Source organism: Bacteroides sp. 1001136B_160425_E2, assembly GCF_015559655.1.
In the GTDB taxonomy this organism is placed as follows: Bacteria; Bacteroidota; Bacteroidia; order Bacteroidales; family Bacteroidaceae; genus Bacteroides; species Bacteroides luhongzhouii.
This window is the reverse complement of the sequence record NZ_JADMQH010000008.1, coordinates 89,049-114,550: the sequence shown is the minus strand read 5'-3', so window position 1 is coordinate 114,550 and position 25,502 is coordinate 89,049. Positions and strand designations below refer to the sequence as shown.

The 25,502-nt window shown below is 39.3% G+C and carries 21 protein-coding genes and 1 pseudogene; 10 read left to right on the top strand and 12 right to left on the bottom strand.

Annotation, left to right across the window (positions count from 1 at the left end; translation table 11 throughout):
* Positions 1-39 precede the first annotated feature (39 nt).
* The 4 genes from I2I04_RS09825 (at position 40) to I2I04_RS09810 (ending at position 4,010) form a co-directional block, all read left to right on the top strand.
* Complete coding sequence (locus I2I04_RS09825) at positions 40-1,461, top strand: tetratricopeptide repeat protein (RefSeq protein ID WP_143258406.1); 1,422 nt, start codon at positions 40-42, stop codon at positions 1,459-1,461.
* A gap of 16 nt (positions 1,462-1,477) precedes the next feature.
* Complete coding sequence (locus I2I04_RS09820; RefSeq protein ID WP_143258402.1) at positions 1,478-1,948, top strand: NfeD family protein; 471 nt, start codon at positions 1,478-1,480, stop codon at positions 1,946-1,948.
* 23 nt (positions 1,949-1,971) lie between these two features.
* Positions 1,972-2,973, top strand: a complete 1,002-nt coding sequence (gene floA / locus I2I04_RS09815) for a flotillin-like protein FloA (protein ID WP_143258399.1) — start codon at positions 1,972-1,974, stop codon at positions 2,971-2,973.
* A gap of 158 nt (positions 2,974-3,131) precedes the next feature.
* Positions 3,132-4,010, top strand: a complete 879-nt coding sequence (locus tag I2I04_RS09810) for a nucleoside phosphorylase (RefSeq protein WP_143258397.1) — start codon at positions 3,132-3,134, stop codon at positions 4,008-4,010.
* 125 nt (positions 4,011-4,135) lie between these two features.
* On the opposite strand, the gene I2I04_RS09805 is transcribed toward I2I04_RS09810, so the two are convergent.
* Positions 4,136-4,795 carry an NAD(P)-dependent oxidoreductase gene (locus I2I04_RS09805; protein ID WP_143258395.1) on the bottom strand — a complete coding sequence of 220 codons (660 nt, stop codon included), beginning with the start codon at positions 4,793-4,795 and terminating at the stop codon, positions 4,136-4,138.
* 82 nt (positions 4,796-4,877) lie between these two features.
* Positions 4,878-6,785: a PAS domain-containing hybrid sensor histidine kinase/response regulator gene (locus I2I04_RS09800; RefSeq protein WP_143258393.1), complete on the bottom strand. Its 1,908-nt coding sequence runs from the start codon at positions 6,783-6,785 to the stop codon at positions 4,878-4,880.
* A 133-nt stretch (positions 6,786-6,918) separates the two neighbouring features.
* Here I2I04_RS09800 and mnmE point away from each other — a divergent pair, with 133 nt between their 5' ends.
* From mnmE to I2I04_RS09770, 6 genes and pseudogenes are all read left to right on the top strand, one after another.
* Positions 6,919-8,316 carry a tRNA uridine-5-carboxymethylaminomethyl(34) synthesis GTPase MnmE gene (gene mnmE, locus I2I04_RS09795; protein ID WP_195654920.1) on the top strand — a complete coding sequence of 466 codons (1,398 nt, stop codon included), beginning with the start codon at positions 6,919-6,921 and terminating at the stop codon, positions 8,314-8,316.
* 272 nt (positions 8,317-8,588) lie between these two features.
* Complete coding sequence (locus tag I2I04_RS09790; RefSeq protein ID WP_195654919.1) at positions 8,589-9,467, top strand: helix-turn-helix domain-containing protein; 879 nt, start codon at positions 8,589-8,591, stop codon at positions 9,465-9,467.
* Between the two features lie 115 nt (positions 9,468-9,582).
* The gene (locus tag I2I04_RS09785) at positions 9,583-10,695 is read left to right on the top strand and encodes a tyrosine-type recombinase/integrase (protein WP_195654918.1); all 1,113 of its coding nucleotides are present in this window, start codon (positions 9,583-9,585) and stop codon (positions 10,693-10,695) included.
* A 175-nt stretch (positions 10,696-10,870) separates the two neighbouring features.
* On the top strand, positions 10,871-11,692 hold the full coding sequence (locus I2I04_RS09780; RefSeq protein WP_195654917.1) for a hypothetical protein: 822 nt from the start codon (positions 10,871-10,873) through the stop codon (positions 11,690-11,692).
* Positions 11,693-11,792: 100 nt separating this feature from the next.
* Positions 11,793-12,167, top strand: coding sequence for a helix-turn-helix domain-containing protein (locus I2I04_RS09775; RefSeq protein ID WP_195654916.1), 375 nt, complete (start codon positions 11,793-11,795; stop codon positions 12,165-12,167).
* A gap of 5 nt (positions 12,168-12,172) precedes the next feature.
* Positions 12,173-12,592: pseudogene (locus I2I04_RS09770) on the top strand (mobilization protein); the annotation flags it as partial.
* A gap of 341 nt (positions 12,593-12,933) precedes the next feature.
* Here I2I04_RS09770 and I2I04_RS09765 read toward each other — a convergent pair.
* The 10 genes from I2I04_RS09765 to I2I04_RS09720 form a co-directional block, all read right to left on the bottom strand.
* Positions 12,934-13,956, bottom strand: a complete 1,023-nt coding sequence (locus tag I2I04_RS09765; RefSeq protein WP_195654915.1) for a virulence RhuM family protein — start codon at positions 13,954-13,956, stop codon at positions 12,934-12,936.
* Between the two features lie 27 nt (positions 13,957-13,983).
* Positions 13,984-14,493 carry a very short patch repair endonuclease gene (locus I2I04_RS09760; protein WP_195654914.1) on the bottom strand — a complete coding sequence of 170 codons (510 nt, stop codon included), beginning with the start codon at positions 14,491-14,493 and terminating at the stop codon, positions 13,984-13,986.
* A gap of 250 nt (positions 14,494-14,743) precedes the next feature.
* Complete coding sequence (locus tag I2I04_RS09755) at positions 14,744-16,861, bottom strand: AIPR family protein (RefSeq protein ID WP_195654913.1); 2,118 nt, start codon at positions 16,859-16,861, stop codon at positions 14,744-14,746.
* Between the two features lie 12 nt (positions 16,862-16,873).
* Complete coding sequence (locus tag I2I04_RS09750; RefSeq protein WP_195654912.1) at positions 16,874-17,785, bottom strand: PD-(D/E)XK motif protein; 912 nt, start codon at positions 17,783-17,785, stop codon at positions 16,874-16,876.
* Positions 17,775-20,666, bottom strand: coding sequence for a Z1 domain-containing protein (locus tag I2I04_RS09745; protein WP_195654911.1), 2,892 nt, complete (start codon positions 20,664-20,666; stop codon positions 17,775-17,777). The genes I2I04_RS09750 and I2I04_RS09745 overlap by 11 nt, the downstream gene beginning before the upstream one ends.
* Positions 20,641-22,158, bottom strand: a complete 1,518-nt coding sequence (locus I2I04_RS09740) for an ATP-binding protein (protein WP_195654910.1) — start codon at positions 22,156-22,158, stop codon at positions 20,641-20,643. The genes I2I04_RS09745 and I2I04_RS09740 overlap by 26 nt, the downstream gene beginning before the upstream one ends.
* A 2-nt stretch (positions 22,159-22,160) precedes the next feature.
* Positions 22,161-23,246 carry a DNA cytosine methyltransferase gene (locus I2I04_RS09735; RefSeq protein WP_229126964.1) on the bottom strand — a complete coding sequence of 362 codons (1,086 nt, stop codon included), beginning with the start codon at positions 23,244-23,246 and terminating at the stop codon, positions 22,161-22,163.
* Between the two features lie 10 nt (positions 23,247-23,256).
* The gene (locus tag I2I04_RS09730; RefSeq protein ID WP_195654908.1) at positions 23,257-23,487 is read right to left on the bottom strand and encodes a helix-turn-helix domain-containing protein; all 231 of its coding nucleotides are present in this window, start codon (positions 23,485-23,487) and stop codon (positions 23,257-23,259) included.
* 674 nt (positions 23,488-24,161) lie between these two features.
* Positions 24,162-24,323, bottom strand: coding sequence for a hypothetical protein (locus I2I04_RS23215; RefSeq protein ID WP_009291753.1), 162 nt, complete (start codon positions 24,321-24,323; stop codon positions 24,162-24,164).
* A 22-nt stretch (positions 24,324-24,345) separates the two neighbouring features.
* Entirely contained in the window at positions 24,346-25,473 is a 1,128-nt protein-coding gene (locus I2I04_RS09720; protein WP_195654907.1) for a hypothetical protein, read from the bottom strand.
* Positions 25,474-25,502 lie beyond the last annotated feature (29 nt).

Genomic DNA, 25,502 nt, shown 5'->3' with positions numbered 1-25,502 from the left:
TGTTTTCAATCCACCCGTCACTCATAAACGCTCAAAACGATGAAAGGAAAATATATTCTATTTTTAATTTGCAGCCTCTTCCTTTGCGAAGTATCTGCACAAACGTTGGAACAGGCACGCACCTTATTCACTAAAGGTGACTATGAAAAAGCCAAGCCTGTCTTCGAAAAGTATGCTAAATCACAACCGTCGAACGGGAACTATAATTATTGGTATGGCGTATGTTGCCTGAAAACCGGAGAAGCGGAAGAAGCTGTAAAACCTCTCGAGATAGCAGTGAAGAAACGTGTTACCGGTGGACAACTCTATTTGGGACAAGCATATAACGAGACTTATCGTTTCGAAGACGCTGTAAACTGTTTTGAGGAATATATCGCAGATTTAAGTAAACGCAGGAAATCGACGGAAGAAGCGGAAAAGCTTCTGGAAAAGAGCAAATCCGACCTTCGAATGTTGAAGGGAGTGGAAGATGTATGCATCGTTGACAGCTTCGTCGTAGACAAGGCGACTTTCCTCCAGGCATACAAGATTAGTGAAGAATCGGGTAAGTTGTTTACCTTCAATGATTTTTTCAAAACAGAAGGAGATCATCCGGGAACTGTTTACGAAACAGAAATCGGAAATAAAATCTATTATAGCGAAAAGGGTGAAAAGGGATATCTTGACATCTTCTCAAAAAACAAGTTGCTGAATGAATGGAGTGACGGACGCCCATTACCGGGCAGTATTAACGCTTCCGGAAACGCGAATTATCCGTTTGTTCTATCGGACGGAGTCACCGTTTACTATGCCAGCGATGGCGAAGGACTGGGAGGCTATGATATCTTTGTCACCCGTTACAACACGAATACCGACACTTATCTTGTTCCGGACAATGTAGGTATGCCGTTCAATTCGCCATACAATGATTATATGTATGTCATTGACGAATACAACAACCTCGGATGGTTTGCTTCCGACCGTTTCCAGCCCGAAGGAAAGGTATGTATTTATGTATTCATTCCTAATACTTCCAAGCAGACTTATAATTATGAGGCAATGGAACAGCAACAGATTATTCGTCTGGCACAGATTCATTCACTGAAAGAAACCTGGAAAGACAAACAAGCTGTTACCGAAGCATTGCAACGTCTGGAAGCTGCCATCAGTCATAAGCCCAAAGAACGTCGTGCGATGGACTTTGAGTTTGTCATTGACGATCATACGACTTACTATCTGATGAGCGATTTTAAATCCGCAAAAGCAAAATCACTTTTCCAGCGTTACCAGCAGATGGAGAAAGACTATTATCAACAAGAAGAAAAACTGAATAGCCTGCGTCAACAATACGCCGGTGCCAACCAACAAGGAAAAGAAAAAATGGCTCCTGCCATCCTCGACCTCGAAAAGCGGGTATTGCAAATGTCCGAAGAACTGGATACTCTTGAAGTGAATGTACGTAATGCAGAAAAAACAAAATAAATAATAACTCCGAACTATGGATATACTCATTATCACCATTCTCATTATTGCCGCAGTCATACTGTTTCTGGTAGAACTGTTCGTCATCCCGGGCATTAGCCTGGCCGGAATTTCTGCATTGGTTTGCATCCTTTATGCCAACTACTATGCGTTTGCCAATTTAGGTATGGCAGGAGGATTTATCACTCTTGGTATATCAGCGATTGCCTGCATCGGATCACTGGTTTGGTTCATGCGATCGAAGATGCTGGACAAACTGGCATTGAAAAAGGATATTGATTCGAAAGTAGACCGTAGCGCAGAAGACAGCATTAAAGTGGGTGATACGGGAATCAGTACTACACGTCTGGCGCAAATCGGTTATGCTGAGATAAACGGAAAAATTGTGGAAGTAAAGTCTATGGATGGCTTCCTCAATGAGAAGACACCGATTATCGTAAACCGTATTACCGATGGTACAATCATGGTTGAAAGACACCTCAAATAATATTCACTTAATACAAATTATCAATGGAAACATCTCTGTACTTACCTATCCTTCTGATTGTTGGAGGTATTATTTTCCTAATACTATTTTTCCATTATGTGCCGTTCTTCTTATGGTTGTCGGCCAAAGTATCAGGTGTCAACATCTCGTTGATACAGCTATTCCTGATGCGTATACGTAATGTTCCGCCTTATATCATCGTGCCGGGAATGATCGAGGCTCACAAAGCCGGATTAAAAAACATTACCCGTGACGAACTGGAAGCCCATTATCTGGCGGGAGGACATGTGGAAAAAGTAGTCCACGCCTTAGTATCTGCATCAAAGGCGAATATCGAATTATCGTTTCAAATGGCAACTGCTATCGACCTTGCAGGACGTGATGTATTTGAAGCTGTGCAGATGTCGGTAAATCCTAAAGTGATTGACACTCCTCCTGTTACGGCTGTTGCCAAAGATGGTATTCAGTTGATAGCCAAAGCCAGAGTAACAGTACGTGCCAGCATCAAACAGCTGGTCGGTGGTGCAGGTGAAGATACGATTCTCGCCCGTGTAGGCGAAGGTATCGTTTCGTCTATCGGTTCGTCTGAAAACCATAAATCGGTACTTGAGAATCCGGATTCAATCTCTAAACTTGTACTTCGTAAAGGTTTGGACGCAGGAACGGCTTTCGAGATCTTGTCTATTGATATTGCGGACATCGATATAGGTAAAAACATCGGTGCGGCTCTGCAAATCGATCAGGCTAACGCAGATAAGAACATCGCACAGGCAAAAGCCGAAGAGCGCCGTGCTATGGCAGTTGCTTCCGAACAGGAAATGAAAGCAAAAGCACAGGAAGCCCGTGCCAAAGTGATCGAAGCAGAAGCTGAAGTTCCTAAAGCGATGGCTGAAGCTTTCCGCAGCGGCAACTTAGGTATCATGGATTATTATCGTATGAAAAATATTGAAGCTGATACCTCCATGCGTGAGAATATCGCCAAGCCGACAACAGGCAACACAGGCAATCAGCCGTTGAGCAAATAATCGTTCACAAACGCCGGAATCCGATTTCATTTCAGTATTAAGACACACTCCACTTTTCTAAAGGAAAAAGATAGTGGCTTCTTCTGAACTTAAATCTGGTTCCGGCGTTTCTATTTATAGATACAAATCCTATTATAAAACTAAAACCCTTCAATAACATGAAAAAGTACTTTCCATCCTCTGAATTGATTATCAATGAAGACGGTTCAGTATTCCATCTTCACGTAAAGCCCGAATGGTTGGCAGACAAAGTAATTCTGGTAGGTGACCCCGGACGTGTAGCACTCGTAGCTTCTCATTTCGAAAACAAAGAATGTGAAGTGGAAAGCCGCGAATTCAAAACCATTACGGGTACTTATAAAGGTAAACGGATTACAGTGGTTTCTACAGGAATCGGTTGCGACAACATCGATATCGTAATGAATGAACTGGACGCGCTCGCCAATATCGATTTTAATACCCGTGAAGAAAAGGATCAGTTCCGCCAACTGGAATTAGTACGTATCGGCACATGTGGCGGCTTACAGCCCAACACTCCTGTCGGAACATTTGTGTGTTCGCAAAAATCTATCGGATTCGACGGATTGTTGAATTTCTATGCCGGACGAAATGCTGTATGCGACTTACCTTTTGAACGTGCATTCCTCAATCACATGGGTTGGTCGGGAAATATGTGCGCGCCTGCTCCTTATGTTATTGATGCCAGCGAAGAACTGATTGACCGGATTGCCAAAGATGACATGGTACGCGGAGTAACAATCGCCGCCGGAGGTTTCTTTGGTCCGCAGGGACGTGAACTTCGTGTTCCATTGGCAGACCCGAAACAGAATGATAAGATTGAAGCTTTCGAATATAAAGGCTACAAGATAACCAACTTCGAAATGGAAAGTTCGGCTTTGGCAGGACTTAGCCGGTTGATGGGGCACAAGGCAATGACCGTCTGCATGGTGATAGCCAACCGACTTATTAAAGAGGCCAATACAGGATATAAAAATACAATTGATACACTGATTAAGACTGTACTTGACAGAATATAGAAGTACGCTCTTCTAAAAGAATAAAATTGTAATCGTTAGAATAAAATAATGGCTTGAATCTTACATTTGCAATGTATGGATTCAAGCCATTATTTTATCATTCAGGCTCTACTTTAGCTTTTCTATCAATAACCAATCGTAAATCTCTCCTGATGATGTTTCGGATACTCCAATTCATCAATCATTGCGGCAGCGTAATCTTCGACAGAGATATGGCTGTTTCCTACGATGTCTACAATCATATCATCTTTTCCCAACCGGTAACGTCCTGTACGTACTCCCGGACGCATATCCGCTGCCGGAGAGAAGAACACCCAGTCTATTTCTTTCTCTTTCTTCAAGAAGTTCAGATAAAACTCTCCTAAGGCTTTCACTCCCGGCAATATATTTTCGGGCACCTCGCCGGAATCCATCAAACGCAAGCCCGGAGCGATAAACAAAGAACCGGCACCGCCAACCATCAGAAAACGATTGATACCAGCCTTCTTCACTCCATCAATAATAGTCAGATAAACTTTAATGGTTTCATCATATATATCAGGATTATTCCATCCCGGATTGAACGCACTAATAACGGCATCTGCACCTTTACAAACGTCGGCCACTTCATCAAGCACAGCTACATCGGCCTTCACCACTTTCAGATTTTCATTCTCTATCTTTATCTTTTCCGGATGACGAACCACTGCTGTAACTTCGAAACCACGATTCAAAGCCTCGTTCAGAAGAGCGGAACCTACAAAGCCGCTTGCTCCGATAAGGACTATCCTTTTTACTTTCTCCATATTCAAATTTATTATAATGTTACTACTATTGTAATAGTAACACTACAATATACAGAATGTTGGTTCTCTTTTAGAAAATTAATTATCCGATGTAAGATTCTATCGTCTCTCTTAGCCTCTCCAAAGAATAGGGTTTTGAGATAACGGCGTTACATCCCGCTTGAATGGCCTGCTGCTGTTCGGTATAGAAAGCATACGCAGTCACTGCAATAATAGGCACGGTCAGAGAGATCGTACGAATCTTTTCAGTAGCTTGAATACCGTCCATCACCGGCATACGAATATCCATCAGAATCAAATCCGGACTTTCACGGATGAAACTATTGATAGCCTCCTGTCCATTGCGTACCCATGAGATAATATATTCTTTATTCAGAAGAATGTTCAGTTGAGCAAAGTTCGACTCTATATCTTCCACTACCAATATCTTTTTACGTTTATCTGCTTCAACATCCTTTTTATGCGGAAGTCTTCTTTCAACAACTTCTTTCGGTATTTCCTGATAAGGCAAATAGAGTGCAAACGTACTCCCCTGCCCCAATTCAGAAGTTACCTCAATGCGTCCACCCAGACGTTCTACGATACTTTTACAGATTGAGAGTCCCAGCCCGGTACCTTGCACGAAGTCATCCAGCTTCTCAAAACGGGTGAAAATCTGCGGGAGCTTCTCTTTGGATATTCCACAACCTGTATCGCTGACAAATAGTTTCAGCCAGGGGCCTTCATGTTTCAGCCCTAATGTAATAGTTCCCTTTTCCGTATTTTTAATGGCATTCGACAGGAAGTTGAACAAGACCTGCATCACCCGGTTTCGGTCGGTAGAGGTCCAGAATTCTCCTTCCGGACGAATCACATTCAACTCTACGCTCGACTTCATCTTCAGCTGGTGCACTTTCTCCACTTCTTCCACCAATCCTACAATCTCTACCTGCTGGAAATGCATCTCCGACTTTCCGGATTCAATACGGGACAAGTCCAAGATATCATTGATTAACTGTAACAACAAGTTACTGTTTCTCTGAATAATTTCCAGATACTCCATTTTCTCTTCTTCACTCTCTGTCACCGCGATAATCTCCGAGAAACCAACAATAGCATTCAACGGAGTACGAATCTCATGGCTCATATTTGCCAGAAAGACAGACTTCATCTTATCGGCATCTTCCGCACGACGTTTAGCTTCGATCAATTCCTGCGAACGCTGAATCCGGTCTCCAATATCATGTATCAGTGCAAGTACCCTGTTTCCTTCGAAGGGGGCGATACGTGCCTGAAAATAATGCAGACTTCCATCCACTTCAAGCGGATATTCTATCTCCTTCAACTTACCGTCATGCAAACATTCCCGAATGTTACAAAGAAACAGGTCACTGACCTCCGGTGAATAAATAGATCGTCCATCCGCTCCACGCAACACTTCCACAGGATGAAGCAAAATCGTCCCCGGCGCCATCAGGACATCGGTAATGAAGAAGTTATCATCAAAGATAAAAATGAATTCCGGCAGTGCTTCAATAATTTTACGGTTGTATTCTTCCAGATATTTGATATGTTGCTCCTTTTCGCACTGTGAAGTGACGTTCACCGTATATACCAGCAGTTTGCCCGGATGACTTTTGCAACTCTCTTTGTAAGACAGAAAATGATCTTCCAGCCAAATCACTTTCCCTTGTTCGCCCATACAACGAACTCTTATTTGTGAGGTTTTAGAGTCTGATGAAAGCATTTCTGCAAAGGCTTGTTTATAGGATTCGGCATCTTCCGGATGAATAAACCGATAGAAATCATCGATGTCCTCAAAAATGATTCCGGTATCCTTCAATCCGAGTGTAGAAAAATAATCGTCTGAAAAGGAGCATTTGCCCGTAATGATATCATACTCCCACAAAGCTATTTGATGAGCTGCAAGTACAGAAAGTATTTCCTGATAATTTTCCCGTATGAGTTCGCTTTTCTCATTCGGAGAATATAAATTGATCGCTGGTTCCATAGCATTATTGTTTTATTTTGTTTGGTGTACCACTGCACGGCAGCAAATATAAACAAATAAAGCACAAGTTGTGCTCAATTTTCTATTTTTTACTTAGAAACAATTATCTTTGCTCATCCAAAAAGAAAAAACAATGAATCAAGATACAATCTGCGCTATCGCTACCGCCCAGGGCGGTGCTATCGGAAGCATCCGCGTTTCCGGACCGGAAGCTATTTCTATCACTGGCAGCATATTCAAGCCCGCCAAGACTGGCAAATTATTGAGTGAGCAAAAACCATATACTTTGACATTCGGACGTATTTATGACGGAGACGAGATTATTGACGAAGTGCTCGTCAGTCTTTTCCGTGCTCCTCATTCATACACGGGAGAAGACAGTACGGAAATCACGTGTCACGGTTCTTCTTACATTCTTCAACAGGTGATGCAGTTGCTTATCAAAAACGGTTGCCGCATGGCCCAACCGGGAGAGTATACGCAACGCGCTTTCCTTAACGGAAAGATGGATTTAAGTCAGGCAGAGGCTGTGGCGGACTTGATCGCGTCTTCATCTGCTGCCACTCATCGTTTGGCTATGAGCCAGATGCGAGGTGGTTTCAGCAAGGAACTGACGGAATTACGTAACAAATTGCTGAATTTCACCTCTATGATCGAACTGGAGTTGGACTTCAGCGAAGAGGATGTTGAATTTGCCGATCGTTCGGCATTAAAGAAGCTGGCAGATGAAATTGAACAGGTCATTTCGCGGTTGGCTCATTCTTTTAGTGTTGGTAATGCTATTAAGAACGGTGTCCCTGTAGCTATTATCGGTGAAACGAATGCCGGAAAATCGACTTTACTGAATGTATTATTAAATGAAGATAAGGCGATTGTCAGTGATATCCACGGGACAACGCGTGATGTGATCGAAGATACTATCAACATCGGAGGAATCACTTTCCGGTTCATTGATACTGCCGGGATCCGGGAAACCAATGATACGATCGAAAGTCTCGGTATCGAACGTACTTTCCAAAAGTTAGATCAGGCAGAGATTGTTCTTTGGATGGTAGATGCTGTGAATGCTGCCTCTCAAATCGAACAGTTATCAGAGAAGATCATTCCGCGTTGTGAAGGAAAGCATTTGATTGTTGTGTTCAATAAGGCTGATTTGATCGAAGACAAGCAAAAAGAGAATTTACAGTCTCTATTAAAAGACTTTCCTAAAGAGTCTACAGAATGTATTTTTATCTCGGCCAAACAACGGGAAAATACAAGTGAGCTACAAAAAATGCTTATTGATGCAGCACATTTACCAACAGTAACACAAAATGATATTATTGTGACAAATGTAAGACATTATGAGGCTTTAAACAAAGCTTTGGAAGCTATTCATAGAGTACAGAGTGGGCTTGATTCACAAATTTCCGGAGATTTTCTTTCGCAAGACATACGGGAATGCATCTTCTTCATTTCAGACATAGCTGGCGAGGTTACGAATGATATGGTGCTTCAGAATATCTTTCAACATTTTTGCATCGGGAAATGATATATCGCAATTAACTGCAACGAATTAGAACTAACAATAATGAAGTCGCTGAAATTCAGCGGCTTTTTTATTTGCCAAAAATCCAGTTGATAGTGGTTGGAGAGTGTTGTTCGCCTTATTTTTCTACCGTATTTCTACCGCGAAACAAATTGGGGTTTGTCCCCGATGTCACACTGAGGTAGTCAACAACATGTGTTGACAATGGTTTACATAGGTAGACAAAAAGCGAAATTAAAATTATATGGTTTCACTAAAAATATGGAGAAAACAACATGGAAGTAAAAAGAATTTGCCAATGGTGTGGAAAACCATTCATTGCGAAGAAAACAACCACTAATTATTGTTGCCACCAATGTGCCAGTCAAGGCTACAAACACCGAATGAAAGAACGAAGAATCGAACTTCGTGAATTACAAGAATTGATAGAAGTCAAAAGTAAGTTAGACCATCAAGATTACTTTACTTTTGCACAAGCCACACAGTTGATGGGCGTTTCTCGCCAATACATTTACAAACTCGTCAAAGAGGATAAGTTGAGAGCATCAAGAATCAGTGCAAGGATGTCAATCATTCGCAGAGCCGATATTGAACTGATGCTCAAAACCCGCCCCTATGAACGAAGAAGAATAAAAGATGATCTTGATATAACTGAGTACTACACTGCCGAGCAAATTTCCGAAAAGTACAAAGTATCGCAAAAATGGATTTGGGCATATACAAGAGAGAACAATATCCCCAAAATCCGTATTCGCCAGTTCAACTATTACAGCAAAAAGCATATTGATACTGCGTTTGCCAAATACAAGACAGACGATGCACTGACCGAGTGGTACACTCCTGATGAGATTGAACAAAAGTATGGGATGAGTCGAGTTGCCATCCGCTCCCATGTCTATCGTAACAACATCCCGTCCAAAAAAGAACACGGTCAGATATTCTACTCAAAGCTACATTTTGATATATCCAAGCAGACTGCCGAAGATAATTCTTCGGAATACTACACCGTGCAGGAAGCCATGAAGAGATACAATCTCACACGGGATTCTGTCTATGGCATTCTGCAGTTCCACGAAATCAAACGTGAGAAAAAAGGTCGTTTCGTGAGATTCCTGAAAGTGGAATTCGATCATGTAATGGGTGTCAGAAAATAAGCCTAAGTCTGAATTTAGGCAGACCAGAAAATGATTCTAAAAATGAGCATTGTCTGTGTCAAGTCATTACGGACATTTGCAGCAAATCAAGTATAAACTAATAATAATTGTAACCATGTTAGAATGTAAAACAGTAACATTGAGAACACGTCCTTTGAAAAACGGAATGCTTTCTTACTATCTGGATTATTATCCAGGCTATCGTGACCAGGAAACAATGAAAACCATCCGCCACGAAGGATTGAACATTTATATTTATGCCAATCCCAAGAACGAGCGCGAACGTAACTTCAATGCCACTATGTCTGAAAAGGCAGAAGCCATCCGATGCAGACGCTTTGAATCTATCGTAAATGACAGGTATGATTTCTTTGACAGGCACAAACTCAAAGCGGATTTTCTGGAATACTATCGCAGGCAGCTTCGTAAGCATGACCAAAAATGGGAATTTGTGTACCACCATTTCTACAACTTCGTTCATGGCAAATGTACTTTTGAAGAAATTGATATTGACCTTTGTAATAAGTTTCGTGAGTATCTGCTAAATGCCAAGCAACTTAGGCGTGACGGTCGCATTTCAAAGAACTCTGCTTCCGGCTATTGGTCAACATTCAGGGGACTTTTGAAAATCCTTTATCGCAATCGGCTAATCAAAACCAATATCAATGACTTTTTGGATAAAATCGAAACAGAAGATACTCCAAAAGATTATCTAAGCGTGGAAGAACTATACAAATTGGCAGAAACACCTTGCAAAAAGCCGATTCTGAAAACAGCGGCATTGTTCTCATGTCTGACCAGTCTTAGAATCAGCGACATACTATCGTTGCAATGGCATGAAATCATTGACTTTGCAGCTGGAGGAAAATGTGTCCATACAATTACCCAAAAGACCAAAACAGAGGACATCATTCCAATCAGTGACGAAGCCCTGCAATTAATCGGCTATTCTCCGGAAAAAACCGGATTAGTATTTAAAGAATTGAAACGAAGTTGGACACAGCAACCCATGAAAGAGTGGATTCGCGAAGCCGGTATTACCAAGAATATCACTTTCCACTCCTACCGAAGAACATACGCAACACTTCAAGGAGCAGCCGGCACAGACATACGTACCATTCAAAGTAACATGGCACATAAAAGTATTACCACGACACAACGGTACATGAAAGTTGTGGACAGCAACAAGCGTGAAGCCAGCAACAGAATCTCTTTAATCCGCAAGTAAGAATTAATGCTCAAATAATCCCGTTTTTATTGCTCAGAGTATGATATTTTGCATCAAATCATACTCTGAGCATATTTTTTTCTTAAATTCTGAACGATTATCCATTACAAACAGCAACTATTTGGAAATCTGCATATACATTTGTCTTATTGTAAAACCCAAACAGTATCAGTTTATGACGAATAGTATTAAAATCTCTCCTCAAAGAACCAGTTTCATACTTTCAGTAAGTGTCATCCTTTACTGGGCAACAGACTCCTACTTATATCTCAATTGCCATATTGACCTGATGGAGTATTCCACTCCAGTTATTCTATATATTACGGCAATAATACTCGCCTGTGGAGTACTTAAGCATTTCTTCTTCCGATTCATTACAAAGAATGAATTGAGTTTGTCTTTTGGCAAGCAAGTAAAACCTCTTCCTGTTGAACTAACTGAACAAATTAAGGAGATTGAACCGGAGTGTCCAAACGACAAGGACATAAATCCGGTAAATTTAGTTGCAGAAAGTGTTGTAAAACAAGATTATATGGATAATTATGAAGTACGTGTGGCTGAGATTGAACGTAAAAAATCCGAAAGACAGGCAGACATTAAGCGTGTCATTCATGAATATACCACATTTGTAATGACGGAATTTCTCTCAAAAGAAGATCTTGAAATTCTACATGAAAACATAGAGTATTTTGCGCACGGACAGTCTGATTTATACAAGCCAATCCGTTCAAAAGTAGATAATTCCCTCCGTTCTATTGACCTGATGCATTTCGTATGGAACATCGGGGAGAGATTGGGCATTTCTCTTTTAGATAGAGCAACATTCATACATACTATATTCCCACATGAACTAAAAGATGCTTCGATTAAATATCTGGCTAAAAATCTCCGGACATGCGGAATTTGCAAAATAGCCCTTGATATTCCTAAAACTGGGGATTACCACTTCAAATGTATGAAGAACGACCCAGAATTGAACGTAGATTCAACCAATTAGGGTTATTCAACGCAGACAGAAATATTATCGCTTTCTGAGGTTTGTCAGCGTTACATCATTGTGTTGGTTTGCAGCATGTTAAACAAAACAGTGTTATATCATGCAAAGAAACAAATTAACCTTCAATGACCTACCGGAAGTGGTAGGCGAACTCTGCGAGAGAATCTCAAGTATGGAAAATCTGCTGAAAGAAAAACTTCATCAGCAGCATAGCGAGGTAAAAAAAGATACCCATGTTCCAATGACCGTTGATGAAGTCTGCGAATATCTAGGCATCTCGAAATCATCCTTTTATTACAAAGCCAAACATAGCGGTATTCCAATCATTAAACAAGGCAAGCACCTATTTGTTTACCGTGATGAACTGGACAAATGGTTGGAAAGCGGAAGGAAAGGAGAATCGCCTATAAGCATAGAGGAAGAACATACCCGAATGCTTGCAACTACACGTCGCAAAGCCAATCCTAAAAGCTAGTGAGTATGGAAACGGTAGCACCCATTGAAGATCTTGCTCAGGTCGCTACAAGATGGCAAGATACAATGCTCAGCTTGGAAAAGGAATACGAACAGGAGCCGGAAGTTCTGAAAATAGGCGAAGTGGCTATCGGGACATTGGGAAATTTCAGTGCATCTATAGGCAAGGCTAAAAGCAAAAAGACTTTCAATGTGTCGGCTATGGTGGCAGCAGCTTTGTCCGGAAAAAAAATCCTTAACTACACAACGGATTTTCCTGACGGGAAAAACCGCATCCTTTACATTGACACCGAACAGAGTTAGAACCATTGCATGATTGTAATGCATCGTATAATGAAACTGGCAGAGTTGCCGGCTAATGAGGATTGTGACCGTTTCTATTTTCTCGCTCTACGCAAGTTCAATCCAAAGGAGCGTTTGGCTATCTGACAGCAACCACGTAGAAGCGCATTTCAGTAGTTCTTTTACGAACTTTTTTTTATGAACCCAACTGTTCTTTTATGAACTCTTTTGTGAACTCCGTAGGTTCTTTTAGGAACACGTCATCACCTTTTAGGAACTGTTTTTTGCTCTTTCGCGAACTCTTTGGAATCATTTTTCATAATTCAAATTCCAATGTCGGTATTCCGGAGCAATGCCGCCCCATAAGTGAAGATACTCGATGATGAACATGAATACAGGACTATTGTCCAAACGCTTGCCAATTTAACGACATGAATCTGCCATATCCCAAAGGCGATTTTGCCAACCTCAAAATGACATTATAATTATTCAATATCCAATGCAGGAAGACTATCATTCTCAAATCTATCAAAATCAGATTGGAAAAGACGGTCTTGAATGATCCTGTACTTTTCAAACTCAGATTCAGCAAACTCTTTGGCATATTCGGCAGAAACTTTTCCGCTATCCTGCAATATCGGGCTATCAAATAAATTAATGAATTTGTCTATTCGCTTTGCCCAATCTTCCATTGTCATAGGTATATGACGCATAGCCATACTTTCCGCCATATCAAGCGATGCATTGACTATCCTGCCCATTTCTTCCAATTCTTTTTCTCGCAAATAATTCTTTACAACAGAGACGTCAGTTTTGACAATTTTTCCATTCGGAGCGTTCTCCCAAGTGGTCAATCCCATGTGTTCCTTATTCGCATCGGCTCGTTCAACTATCAACTCCGCAGCGGTATGCCCATGCACAGCATAGTGCATTTTGTTCTGTATCTTCTTAAAGAAAAGATAGGTTGTCGGAGCATCCTTGTTATAGTCTATTGCCGTAGCATAGATATCCGTGAGCTTCTGATAAAAACGACGCTCACTCAGCCTTATCTCCCTTATTTCGGCAAGCAAATGTTCAAAGTAATCTACACCTAAGAAAGCCCCGTTCTCCATTCGCTTATGATCAAGTACATATCCACGGATGGCAAACTGGCGGAGTACAAACGTACACCACTGCCGGAACTGAGTGGCACGAACAGAATTAACACGATACCCAACACTGATGATAGCATCGAGGTTATAGAACTGCGTATTATAGGTTTTACCATCCTCAGCAGTATGTGCAAATTTTGCACATACTGAATCTTGTCGTAATTCAGAGGACTCAAATATATTTTTAAGATGCTTAGATACAACTGTTCTATCAACATCAAAGAGCTGTGATATAGCCTTTTGCGTTGCCCATATAGTTTCATCCTTATACATCACATGAATTCCATCCTCTTTGCCTTCGAGCATAAAGATGAGAAACTCTGCTGTGCTATTTCGTATTTCTATGTTCTTTGTCATATCTTAAATTATCATCTTTACGATTATTCATTTCGATTTGCCATAACTTTCTACGGGTTCTGCCACCATGCTATATTCTTCCTCAGTTGTCTCATATGATTTGATCCTTCTATCCTCAAGATAAATATGGCAAAGCGTATATTCCAAAGCATCTAAAGTCTGTTGGCGAACTTTTGGTTTCAACTGACATTCCCAAACGGTAAGGCAATGCCATCCCATTGAAGTTAGCTGCTGCCGTTCCTCTATATCCCTGCTCCGATTGCGTTCAATCTTATTCTGCCAAAATTCGACATTTGTTTTCGGAAGAACATAATATTTGCATCCTTCGTGACCATGCCAAAAACAGCCATTTACGAAAATAACAGTTCTGTATTTGCGCAAAACCAAATCAGGATGTCCGGGAAGCCTTGGGTGATTTAGTCTATATCGAAAACCACGGCTGAACAAGAACTTTCTCACCAATAATTCCGGCTTTGTGTTCTTGCCCTTTATTGCAGACATGCAACGATGACGCTGTTCTCTGGTCAGTTTGTCCATATCAATACCTGAGCATATTTAATTATTAAATCCTTTGTTCGCATAATTCCACCATCAAATTATTGGAAATCAATTCTCCTGGCTACATTTTAATGCAGTATATCGGGGTACGACGGCTGTCCTATAAATCTAACTTCAAGCATAAAGATGAGAAACTCAGTTGTACTATTTTGTATTACCATATTTTGTCATAAGCATACAATTATATGAAACTATATTTTCATGTATACGCAGATTTTGCACATACAATTTACGGCATTACATATCCCTTATCCTCAACATTGTTGACAATCTTCAAGAGTCGCTTACATTGGGCAGACGAAGGAAGAACCATTTTAGCTATAAATCTAGTTGCGATAGACTTAATAAAATCAAGGTCTCCGTACGAGAGAACATTTTCTTTTGAAAGTTCGTTACAAACCCTCATCCAATAGTCAGCACCCAAATTAAATATCTCAACGCTTGCTTCAATGTTTGAATTGAATTTGTGCGCTCGTTTAGCAGCAGCTTCTGTTGTTTTAATCTCCTTTTGGGAAACAAGGGATTTAATAAATTCGTCAGAGAGTTCAAACGGAACTTTCTTATAGTCATCCCAAACTGCAAGCGTTCTGGATATCGTTCTAACAAGGCCTCCACCAGCTTGTTTTGTCAAAAACTTCTGTGTATCAAAAGCTAAACGAATCAACTCATTTGCAAGAGCCGGATACAGTGTCTGTTTATTCCAAATCGTAACCCAGTCAAGATCGGCATCCTTTGGCAAAATTGATATCAGTTTTGCAATTGTGTATGGCACAATCTGAGCTTTATCTCCTCCTTTAGGATACCATTCGGACTTATTGATCATTACGTCCAATTCATCAAACATAATGACGGAGCAGATTCCTTTCTTAAAGAACACCTCATTAATACTATCCTTTGATTTATCATAAAGTTCTTCAACATAATCCGCAAAACGATTGAAGTTGATGGCAGAGCTTTGACAAACCTGGTGAGGATTCATACGAATAGTATTCAAACATTTCGCCAGCTTTTCCTTCTTGACAACCTGATTTTTCGGACTTTTCTCGCAGAAGTTTTTTCGCTGCGCTTGTGTAAGTTTCATTTGTTCCTGTTCCCATTTTCCACGAGAACGCTCGTAGAACCAACGAGTCTGATATGGTTTGCCTGCAACAGGAGGAGCAAGAACCTTTTGCGATAGTTTCTCCATCATTACATGGAATGGGTGATTAGAGAAAAAATCGGCATCCGAAACAGGATTCTGGCAATTAGCGCATTTTGAGATTGTTTTAGTAATATTGTTATAACGTTCAACCTCTTCCTCCGACATATCGTTGTCCACATTCAGCACAGTCAGCTTCATCGGAACAAACAAATTGTCCATGCCTTTTTTGTCCTCTTTGCGAATAATTGCATTAGCTAACGAAGCGGTTGTCTGACCACCATTTATAATTTGTAAATCCTTAAAATGAGTAATTCGAGTGTTATCTGCAGAAAAACCTATTGAACGGGCAACAATAGCAATGCCGTTATTATAGGTAAAGAAATTCTCTGGACTATTAATGATAGTATTTCGGATACCCTTGTTTACCTTACCACGAACACTCAGGAAAGCCCGCACATTGCCTTGCAATAATTTACTCCCATATTTCAAATAGATATCTGCCAAGAACTTTCCTGGAACAATTCCAAGATATGCATCATAGTCGCTACTATCTCCTAAATCTGCTTTTAGATATTGAATCCCCTCGCAATCAAAATCTTTTGTATCAAACTCAACAATCTCACTTGCATCGGACATAAATGTTTGGAACAGCCGTTCCAGCGTCCAGATATTTAACTCTACCGGTCTCTCAAGAAAATCTTCTTGAGAGACGCTCTTCACCTGCTTACTAAGAATCGAGTTAGAAATAATATAAAACTTGAAGCGAAGAATCTCTGTGTCCAACATTCCTTTGCCAATTTTCTTTCGAAATTCTTTTGCTAAAATAATGGCAGGATCGGAATCGTCACAATAGTCACTCATCTTGCCGTTGACAACTTCGTCAAGGAAATTGCACATGTGAGTATACAAATCCATGATGCGGGTGTTGGTCAACGTGTTTACGGCATCACGCTCATTGGTAAAATCACTTGCAATCAATATGAGTGCACTGTCAGCTTCGTCGTAAGCATAAGCATCAAAAGCCATGATACGACCACGCTTGCCTCTCATTTCAATAGACATCGGCATCGGATCATTAAATTCCCCGATAGATTCCAGTTCTTCTAATGTTTTTAGAATAAACTGAGTTTCCGGTTCTGTTCCTTCGTGATCGGCATCAAATCTAAGCTGATCAATAAATTGCGCTCTATATTCTTCAATCTCCATAGTGTAACGGATTTAAAGTTTATATTCTTCTAATTCAGAAAGAAAAATCTCGTACTGAATTCTGTTTATTGCATTCGGTATGTTTTTTCTGCATAAGCGAGGGAAATCGTTGCTTACATTGTACATTGAGAATCCCACATTCGTAAATACGAATTTGTCGTATTCTGGAGAGAAATCGAATGCGTACATACTCAGTTTAGACATGAAAGTCTCTCTATTTTGAGCTGTCCCCATTTTTGCCATTAGGTTTTGAACCAGTACATTCAATTTTATACCACTGAATGTTGGACTCATCTTTTCCAAACAATAAATAGCAAGATAGCCCTCGTCATCTCCATCCAGTTGCTCAAGTGATGAAATCTTTACAGAATCTTTGCCTACACTTATTGCCTTTATCTCATACCAAACACTCTCTGTAGAATAATCCTTATGGGTCTTTTCTGGACCCATCCAGCTATCTAATGCCATATCCACACCATAGTGAGGAATCATATAATCCTGCATAAAAAGCAGTTCGCCTATCAACCCCATTACCTCATTGTCATTCATTCCACCATTATTTGGTCGGAACAATTTTTTCCATGAGAAATATCTTGAACAAAGTGTTTTATAAGCATCTTCATCGTCCTTAATAGCTTCCGTAGAATCGAGCAAATCCTGGCAAAACGTACTAAAATATTCCAGTAGCTCTGAATTACAGAGTGAAAAGCGAAGAATATAATTCTCGCCACTCTTTCCCTGCAGTACTGTAATCACATCCGACTGAGCTATTCTAACTGGAACGTATGTACCTCTAAAATCAAAGGCATAGTTTCCTTTCTCATCCTTTCCTACAAAAAGACTGAGGTCGCGGTTTTCACCAACACGGATAAAAGCTCCGCTTTGGAATCCTTGCGAGAATGTTGTAGATAATTTATCCTTCATCCTCTTCTATTTCGTCTGGTTCATCAAGCATGTTAAGCTGATAATATGTTTTATTAACTTTATATTTCTTAGTTTTACCTGTTTCTTTTAATCCAGGGAAACCAATAGCAAAAGCTATCATTTTATTGCCATTAAGTTTCTCTATGAATTTTAAGGCATTCTTGTTGGCTTCAATATTTTCTGGCTCTACCGGTTCGATGAGCATAATTATCAATACAGGTTTTCTGTGTGGAAGATGCTCAAAATATGCTTTAATAGGAATATGCCGTCCTTCAAACTCAGAACCTTCTCTCGCCCAAACTTCTCTGCATCGTTTTTCTGCCAAATCTATCTCATCTTGACTTAAGCAGAACTTTCCTTCTCGTAAACCAAGAATCCTACGACGACTCGAAATTTGAATTACATGATCATGTTCCTCAATCTGACGTTTCGGACAACGTATCATTTCAAGTCCTGGTATATCATAAAAGGTCTGCCCATCACCACCTTCGAAAACAATATCCCATTTATCTACTCCTTCTGTTTCTTTGTCGCAAATAAAATCAATTAAGTTTTGCCGGTTAAATTTCATGTTAACTAATGAACATTTTATATTAGACAGGAAGTCTACCACCAATTCTTTGGACACATCAGAAAAATATCTAGATTTATCAATATCTGAACATACATCCTCATCTTTGTATTTGTCGACATTCGCGAAACCAAATTTATAATCATTTTCAAACAGGTGGGCAGTAAAACATTTTACTTGATTCCAGTTCTCTTCATTATGTTCCGCCTTGACACTAAGGTAAGGGGTATCACAGATATTTCCATAGTAGGATTCCATCATCAACAATTCGTACGCGGTCCGCATCTTATTGTTAGCTGTTATCTGTAATTCGTCGCAATAGTCACGAACTTTAATACCGAAATCTTTAGGAGTAAGATGTTGCTCAAACATTTTCTTAATATCTGCTTTCAATTCGGTGGCGGCTGTCGCTATTTCTCTATACCAAGTTGCACTTGCTTGACTTGTCCATATTTGGAACAAATCAGCATAACCAGGTCGATAACCAAACCAACGCCCCATCTGCATCAACACATCAAATGTTGCAGTGTTTCGATAGAAATAGCTTACAAGCAAGCCCTCTAATGTGAGACCTCGCGAGAGAGCAAGTCCTCCAATAGCAATTACTCTCAACGAAGGATTAGATTTGTAATCTAATTTGCTTGCGCTACTACCATTAACAACGATAATTTCCATCTTTGGAACATCTGCTTCAATATCGAACACAGCACCTAATAAATTCTTCTTTTTTATAACATTAATAAAACTGATATCAGTAATATTATCAAAATGTTTATTCCAAAGTCGTTCCAGTTCTTTATACAGTGACAGATGAGTATTCTTTGAGGTATCTTCGTCAAAGTTGTATTTTAGTATTTGAATAAAGTTGTTCTGTATTTCTTCAATATGTTCCTTAATCACCTGTTGCACCCTTATGAAACGAGACATATTAACCAACATACTTCTTGGTTTAGAGGCATGTCCTCTTAAATCTCGAATAACATTTGCCAGATAATAACAATAGATGGACTCCTTCAGCGAATCTGGCAAGACTCCATTCCATTCTTTTTTGTGACGAGAGTAGAATGTCCCAGAATTAAGTTCTTCTATATTTTCGTGTAAATCAGTCCTATATTCATCTGAAGTGTAGTCTGGTTCTTCAACATCAGTTATAAAACGTAAATTGCGATAGTACTCTTTATCCTCATAAAAAATTTTATCGGCACCAATATATGAGGAAGGGGTCGGTAACGTATATATGAAATGCTCTGGAAACAAATCTGCATTCTTCATACTGTCCACCGAATCCGGATCTATAAAAACATTTGCAAATGGAGTAGCAGTAAAACCAATATAATTCGCAGTCTGAAAAAGATTGCAAATCTTACGAATTATAGCGTTTGTCTTAGTTGGATCTGTATTATCTTTTTTTGTATTAACCGATGCATTGTCTGCCTCATCGTCAATAAGAAGCATTGGATGGTTTATACTATTTGTACGAACATCCATATTCTGGTTTTTCAACCAATCATGCAATTTTGTCAGAACTGATACATTTTTTTTAACGACAAAAAGGACCAGAGAATTATGCTCCGATAAAGTCGTTGAAATCAAATTACTCCCTTTAACAAAATCTTTTACACATGTAGTAAAAGAAGTTGCTCTACGTTGCTTGTTGTCTTTACCAACTCCTACCTTCCCCTCGCGAATATGTTTTTCAACCTTACGAATAGTGTACCCAACAACACTTTCATCAATACGTTCTTGTGTTTGCTGACGAAGACTTTCTGTTATACCAGCTAAAAGAATAACAACTTTATATCCTGCATCAGCAGCTTTACAAATCAGACCTGAATATGTAGCGGTTTTACCAGACTGTACATCACCAATTATTAAGCCCCTCTTCAAACGTTTACCTTCAAATTCTTCCTTTGGATTGTATAAACAATTCATTATGTCAGGCAATGTCTTTTCGTGCAAAAGATTAATACTCTTGTCGTCAATTGAAGTGTGTTCTTTTAAATAACGATAATATCTCTCCCAAAAATAGCTGTCATCTACTTTATCATTGAAATACCACTTCTTTTGTTCATAATCATCATAAATAATATCGCCCAATACATGAGTGATTTTCTCTCGGTATTCTATTTCTTCCAACAATTTATTTTTGTCTTCCTCATCACAATCAATACCAGAGAAGGCTATTGCGTCTTCAATCGCAGGCTTAATATTTTCCAAAGATGGAACAAAGCCCGACAGTTCCTTCATAAGTTCCAAACGTGCGGAAATTATGAGTAGAATCTTATTATATGCTTCGTTTGTTAATTTCATCCTTGTAGTTATCTAAAAGTTTTTCCTCAACAACTTTATATTTGCAGAATGGCTCTGATTTCATCAGATCAGAAACAATCTCTATTATAGATTTCTTGTTAAAAGATTTTGCCAAGTTTACCATATAAATCCCAAGTTGGAAAATCTCATCGACACGATTATCTGGTTCATCTTGACTGATTGCATCATTAGACTTGTCAATGTAAATCTGCTGAGTCGGAACGTTTTGCTCAATTTCTTTCAAAAGCATCTCAAGCAGAGTATAGTCTTCTTCTGACATTCTATCCCTCACCATCTGGAACACTTTGCTCTCACGATTAATTTGATAATAAAAAGTCTTTCCTCTGCCTTCCATTCTATCCCAAATATAGTCAATATCCTCAACATTTTCTTTTCGACCACGATGGGTCTGCTTCCTAACAGAAATATCCATCGCTTCAATAACTGTTTGGCGCAATTGACGCTGAATCTGCTTTGGAATAGAAGCTGTTTGTTTCTTTATATCAATACTCCATATGTCATCAAGTGAATTCGGAATATCTACTCTAACTCTAGCATTTTTTGTGAGTTCACCACGCGGTTTCATCCCGAACCAAGTTCCCCAAATTATCAAACGCTTATTTCGATAAACATAGAAACCTTGTTTGATTCTTAATGTCTCTACTCCTCCTATGAGTTTTCTGTGTTCATCGTTTAAATCTGTTGCAAATGGCAAGATATATGGTTTAACCCAGATTTGCCGTTCTTGACCCTTACTGTCCCGAATAGCAATAGAACGTGCTTTCTTCGTTGTTGTCTTAGAATGTGATTCAAGGAAAGGATCCATTGGTTTTATCCTCCCTTTATTCAAGTACATCTTGATCTGCTCCTTACCTTTTGCTGAAAGAAAGTTATGGAAAATCAGAGCAATATTATTGGCTACAGATTCTTTAAGTTCAACAAGAGCATCATAAACCATTCCACCACTTGATTTCTCCAACACATCGAAATCCTGCCATAGTACAAGCGTGCCATGTGGCAATTCGAGGAGAGAGTGAATATAAGGAAGTGCTTTTATTTCATTTTGTGACAGCTCCTTCACCACCCACTCTTTTCTATTTTGAATATAATTATAATCCCAAGAATAGCTACTAATCTTTTCTTCCTGCAAACTGACAACCGTCAAAATTCTACATTGAGACAAAGAGGCAGATTTCATTCCTAAACCGAATCGTCCCAAATCATTTGCATTTCTTTCAAGTTCAGGGTCTGTACTTCCATACCTCATAGCTTCAAAAAGGACGCCTGCAGACATTCCTTCTCCATCATCTAAGATTCCCACAACAAGATCATCAGCAGGTTCTGAAGGGAAGAATAGTTTGACTACGCTGCAATTTGCACTAATACCATTGTCAATAATATCAGCAATAGCAGCTTCGAAAGAATACCCCATTGAACGCATAGACCCCATAAGAGTATCAGCTTGTGGAATGCTTTGTCTATAAGTACCCATAGTTATTCCTTATTGTATGATGAATCGTATTCCAGAATCTGCGCCATCACAGCTTTAGACAATAACGGAGGAACCGCATTACCTATCTGCTGCTGTATGCTCATATGAGGTCCTTGAAAGATAAACGTATCAGGAAAACTTTGTAAACGTGCCGCTTCCCTCACCGATAAACCTCTGTCTTGATATGGATGAATTAGCATACTCTTCCTATAGTTTGAAATGACAACAGAAGGGCAATTTGCTTTCAGACGTTTATATATTCCACTATGACAACGAGTCTTGTCTGAATAATTTTGCATCAAGGACTCCGGAATAGCTCTCCAATTCTCACCTTGACCGATATATTTGTAACGTTGCATCACAAGGTCGTTACTCTTTGACACAAAATTCTGCTTTGATTCTATTGAACCTTTTCTCATCTGTTGCGCATAAGGGCTAGATTCCTTTACTGACTTAGTGTAAGGCAATGAATCTATCATATCACCATTATGTAAAACAGGTAAATCTCCAATAGCTTCTTCTACACTCACTTTATAATCAAAAGGCTTTGGAAACTCAAAGTCAATTTCTTGGTTGTTTCCGACCATAAACATTCTCATCCGTCTTTGTGGAACACCATATTCATCAGCCCATAGAACCTTCCATTTGACCTTATAGCCTGGCTCTATCTCCTCAAAACAATGTTTTATCATTTCTATTGTCTCTCCATTGTTCATTTTAGTCATTCCCCAAACATTTTCAAGGACAAACCATCTAGGCTTTATTTCTGAGACCAAACGAACAAACTCTTTGAACAATAAATTATTAGGATTGTCCATATTGCGAGACATCGTATTTGACATAGAAAATCCCTGACAAGGAGGGCCTCCCATGATTATAAATACTTCCTCGTCTTTATTTAAGAAATCTGTAGCTTTGACATCCCGAATATCGCCACATATTACTTTTGCTCCTTTGTGATTAAGTTCAAAAGATTTGGCTGCGTGAGGATTAACCTCAATAGCATAGCGAACCTTAATTCCCGCCATTGCCCCCCCCAGACTTAATCCGCCTGCTCCTGAAAATATGTCTATACCGATTTTTTTCATAAGCTGAGCATCATAAGGCATTATTATCTTTTGTTGTAGTTAGCAACTGTCGAATGTCAACATCCAACAAATTCGCTATTTCTTGCAATTGAATAATAGATGGTTGCGATTTATTAGAACACCATCTTGAAATTGTGTTCTCTGATTTGCCCATTTGAGTTGCCAACCATCTATTGGTTCGTTGCCTTTCAGCCAGTACTGCCTTAATCCTATTCATCATTATTTGTTGATTGTTCGACATCAGTATTCAAATTATACTCGTGTTATATTGTAAACAAAGATACATTTAATTTCCCATATAGCCAAGTAGATAAGCAACAAAAACATCGTTTAAAGGAATGACTACAGTTGGCATAAAGATATGCAAAAGAACACATGTATCGTTTTTATCCATTCCATCAATGAATTTCACCTTTCAAATAAATTATGCTGCACAAACATTATGTTCGCGCAGCATAATACAAAGTTCGCTCACACCCTATAGCTCAACTACATACAAATCAGCCCTCTACCTCGTGTCGCTTGGCAATTTGGCGCATTTTTACTTGGTGATTTGGCACACCATAACAATTATTCCACCTTACATCGCCCCTCCAACACTCCGGCAAAAGATTCATCTCTCTTGGAAATTCCAAATCGTGTTGCCATCTTTCTTATTTGTTGCTTTCTTTGCCATAATTCATATTATTTTGTTTCCTTAGATGTTGATAAAAGGATTTCCCAATGCCCCCAAAAAACTTGCCACAACTCGTTTTATAACATTCCCTGCTTTCATGCGCTCCAGTGTTATCCTCATTGCTTTCTCCGAAACTTTGCATTGCTTCGCTAATGTAGAAATACAAATGAGGGTTTTCTGCTATAGAGAAAGTATCTTGTTATGCCCCTATTGCGCCCCAGTTATGCCCTTGTCATGCCCTAACTGGTCGTTTGCTGGTCTCTTTTGGTCGGAATGTTAGTTTCTTGCCCCTTCTCCAAAACCTTCACACAAACAATTGCTTTCATGATAAAGGCAACGAAATGGTATTGCGGTTCTTTAACACCCAATGCCGACAACTCACGACACAGGAACTTTAACATGTAGCGTTCAATTTAAAATGAATCATGGTATATATACTTTACATATAGCACCATTCATCGCTAAATGAATCCAACTCATGGTATTATACTTCTTTTCTATATCCATACCCCATCGCCTACCAACATTCTCAATCTCCTCATCAATATTATTTTCCGTTATTTCTTCAGGATTTAAATGAGTGTTATGTTGATTTATCCAACAATTCCAAGCCTCGCTCTTGATAAATTTTTCTTTTCTTTCCTCAAATGGCAGATTTGTGGGTAACATTTTTTTCAATCGATAAATGCCCAACTCCCAAAGATACAAGATTCTATAAGTAGGATCCAATTCCTGTTTTCTCCTTTCTTTTTCAAGTATTGCCAAAAACTCAGGTTCCCTGATCTCTGGCTGTTGCTGCCAATAATGATTTAATGCTTCATTATCGGCTTTTTGCATTGCCTCGATTCGCTTGTAATCTTCTACTTGGTATCTTACGACATAAGGGCTTTCACTTATGGTCGGAGTATTGCCATACCATAATTGACCAACCTCTGGTTGTTTCACTGCAAAGATTGAAGACCCCATACTAAAATCACTCCTGGATAATTCTTGATATTTAACGATCCAAGAGTCGTTTCTATAATATAAGTTCAATAGATAAAGCGCAGCCATTGAATGTAAAAGAGCTTTTATATTGCCATCTTTGAGAGAAGCAAATCTATCATGTTTTACAGCTTGATATGCCTTTTCCCAAAATGTACCAGATCTTTTATGGGCATTCTTTAATGGTCTTAGAACTCGATTCTCTTCTTTGATCAAATTGAAGAATGGAGCAACAACCAAAACTCGTTTATCATGTGTCGCCCATTTTATATCAATAAGTTTTAAGCAATCCTCATCAAAAAACAAACTTTTATCTCCACGTGGTTTTGTCCCGCCATTGTCATAATACAATTCCTTGGAAATTGCTTCTATCTGGACGCAGCATCGTATAAGCAAATCTGCTATATAGGGTGAAAACGTCTCCAATTGGGAATTACATGGTTTAGTAATTTCTTTACCATGCTCATGAGTCGTAATTTCATCCGTTATAAATATGAAATTAGAAACATTAATAAACTCTTTTTCGAGACTCAAATATGTCTGCCAAAATATATCTGATTTTTTCATATAAATAAAATTTATCCATCACCGCCCTA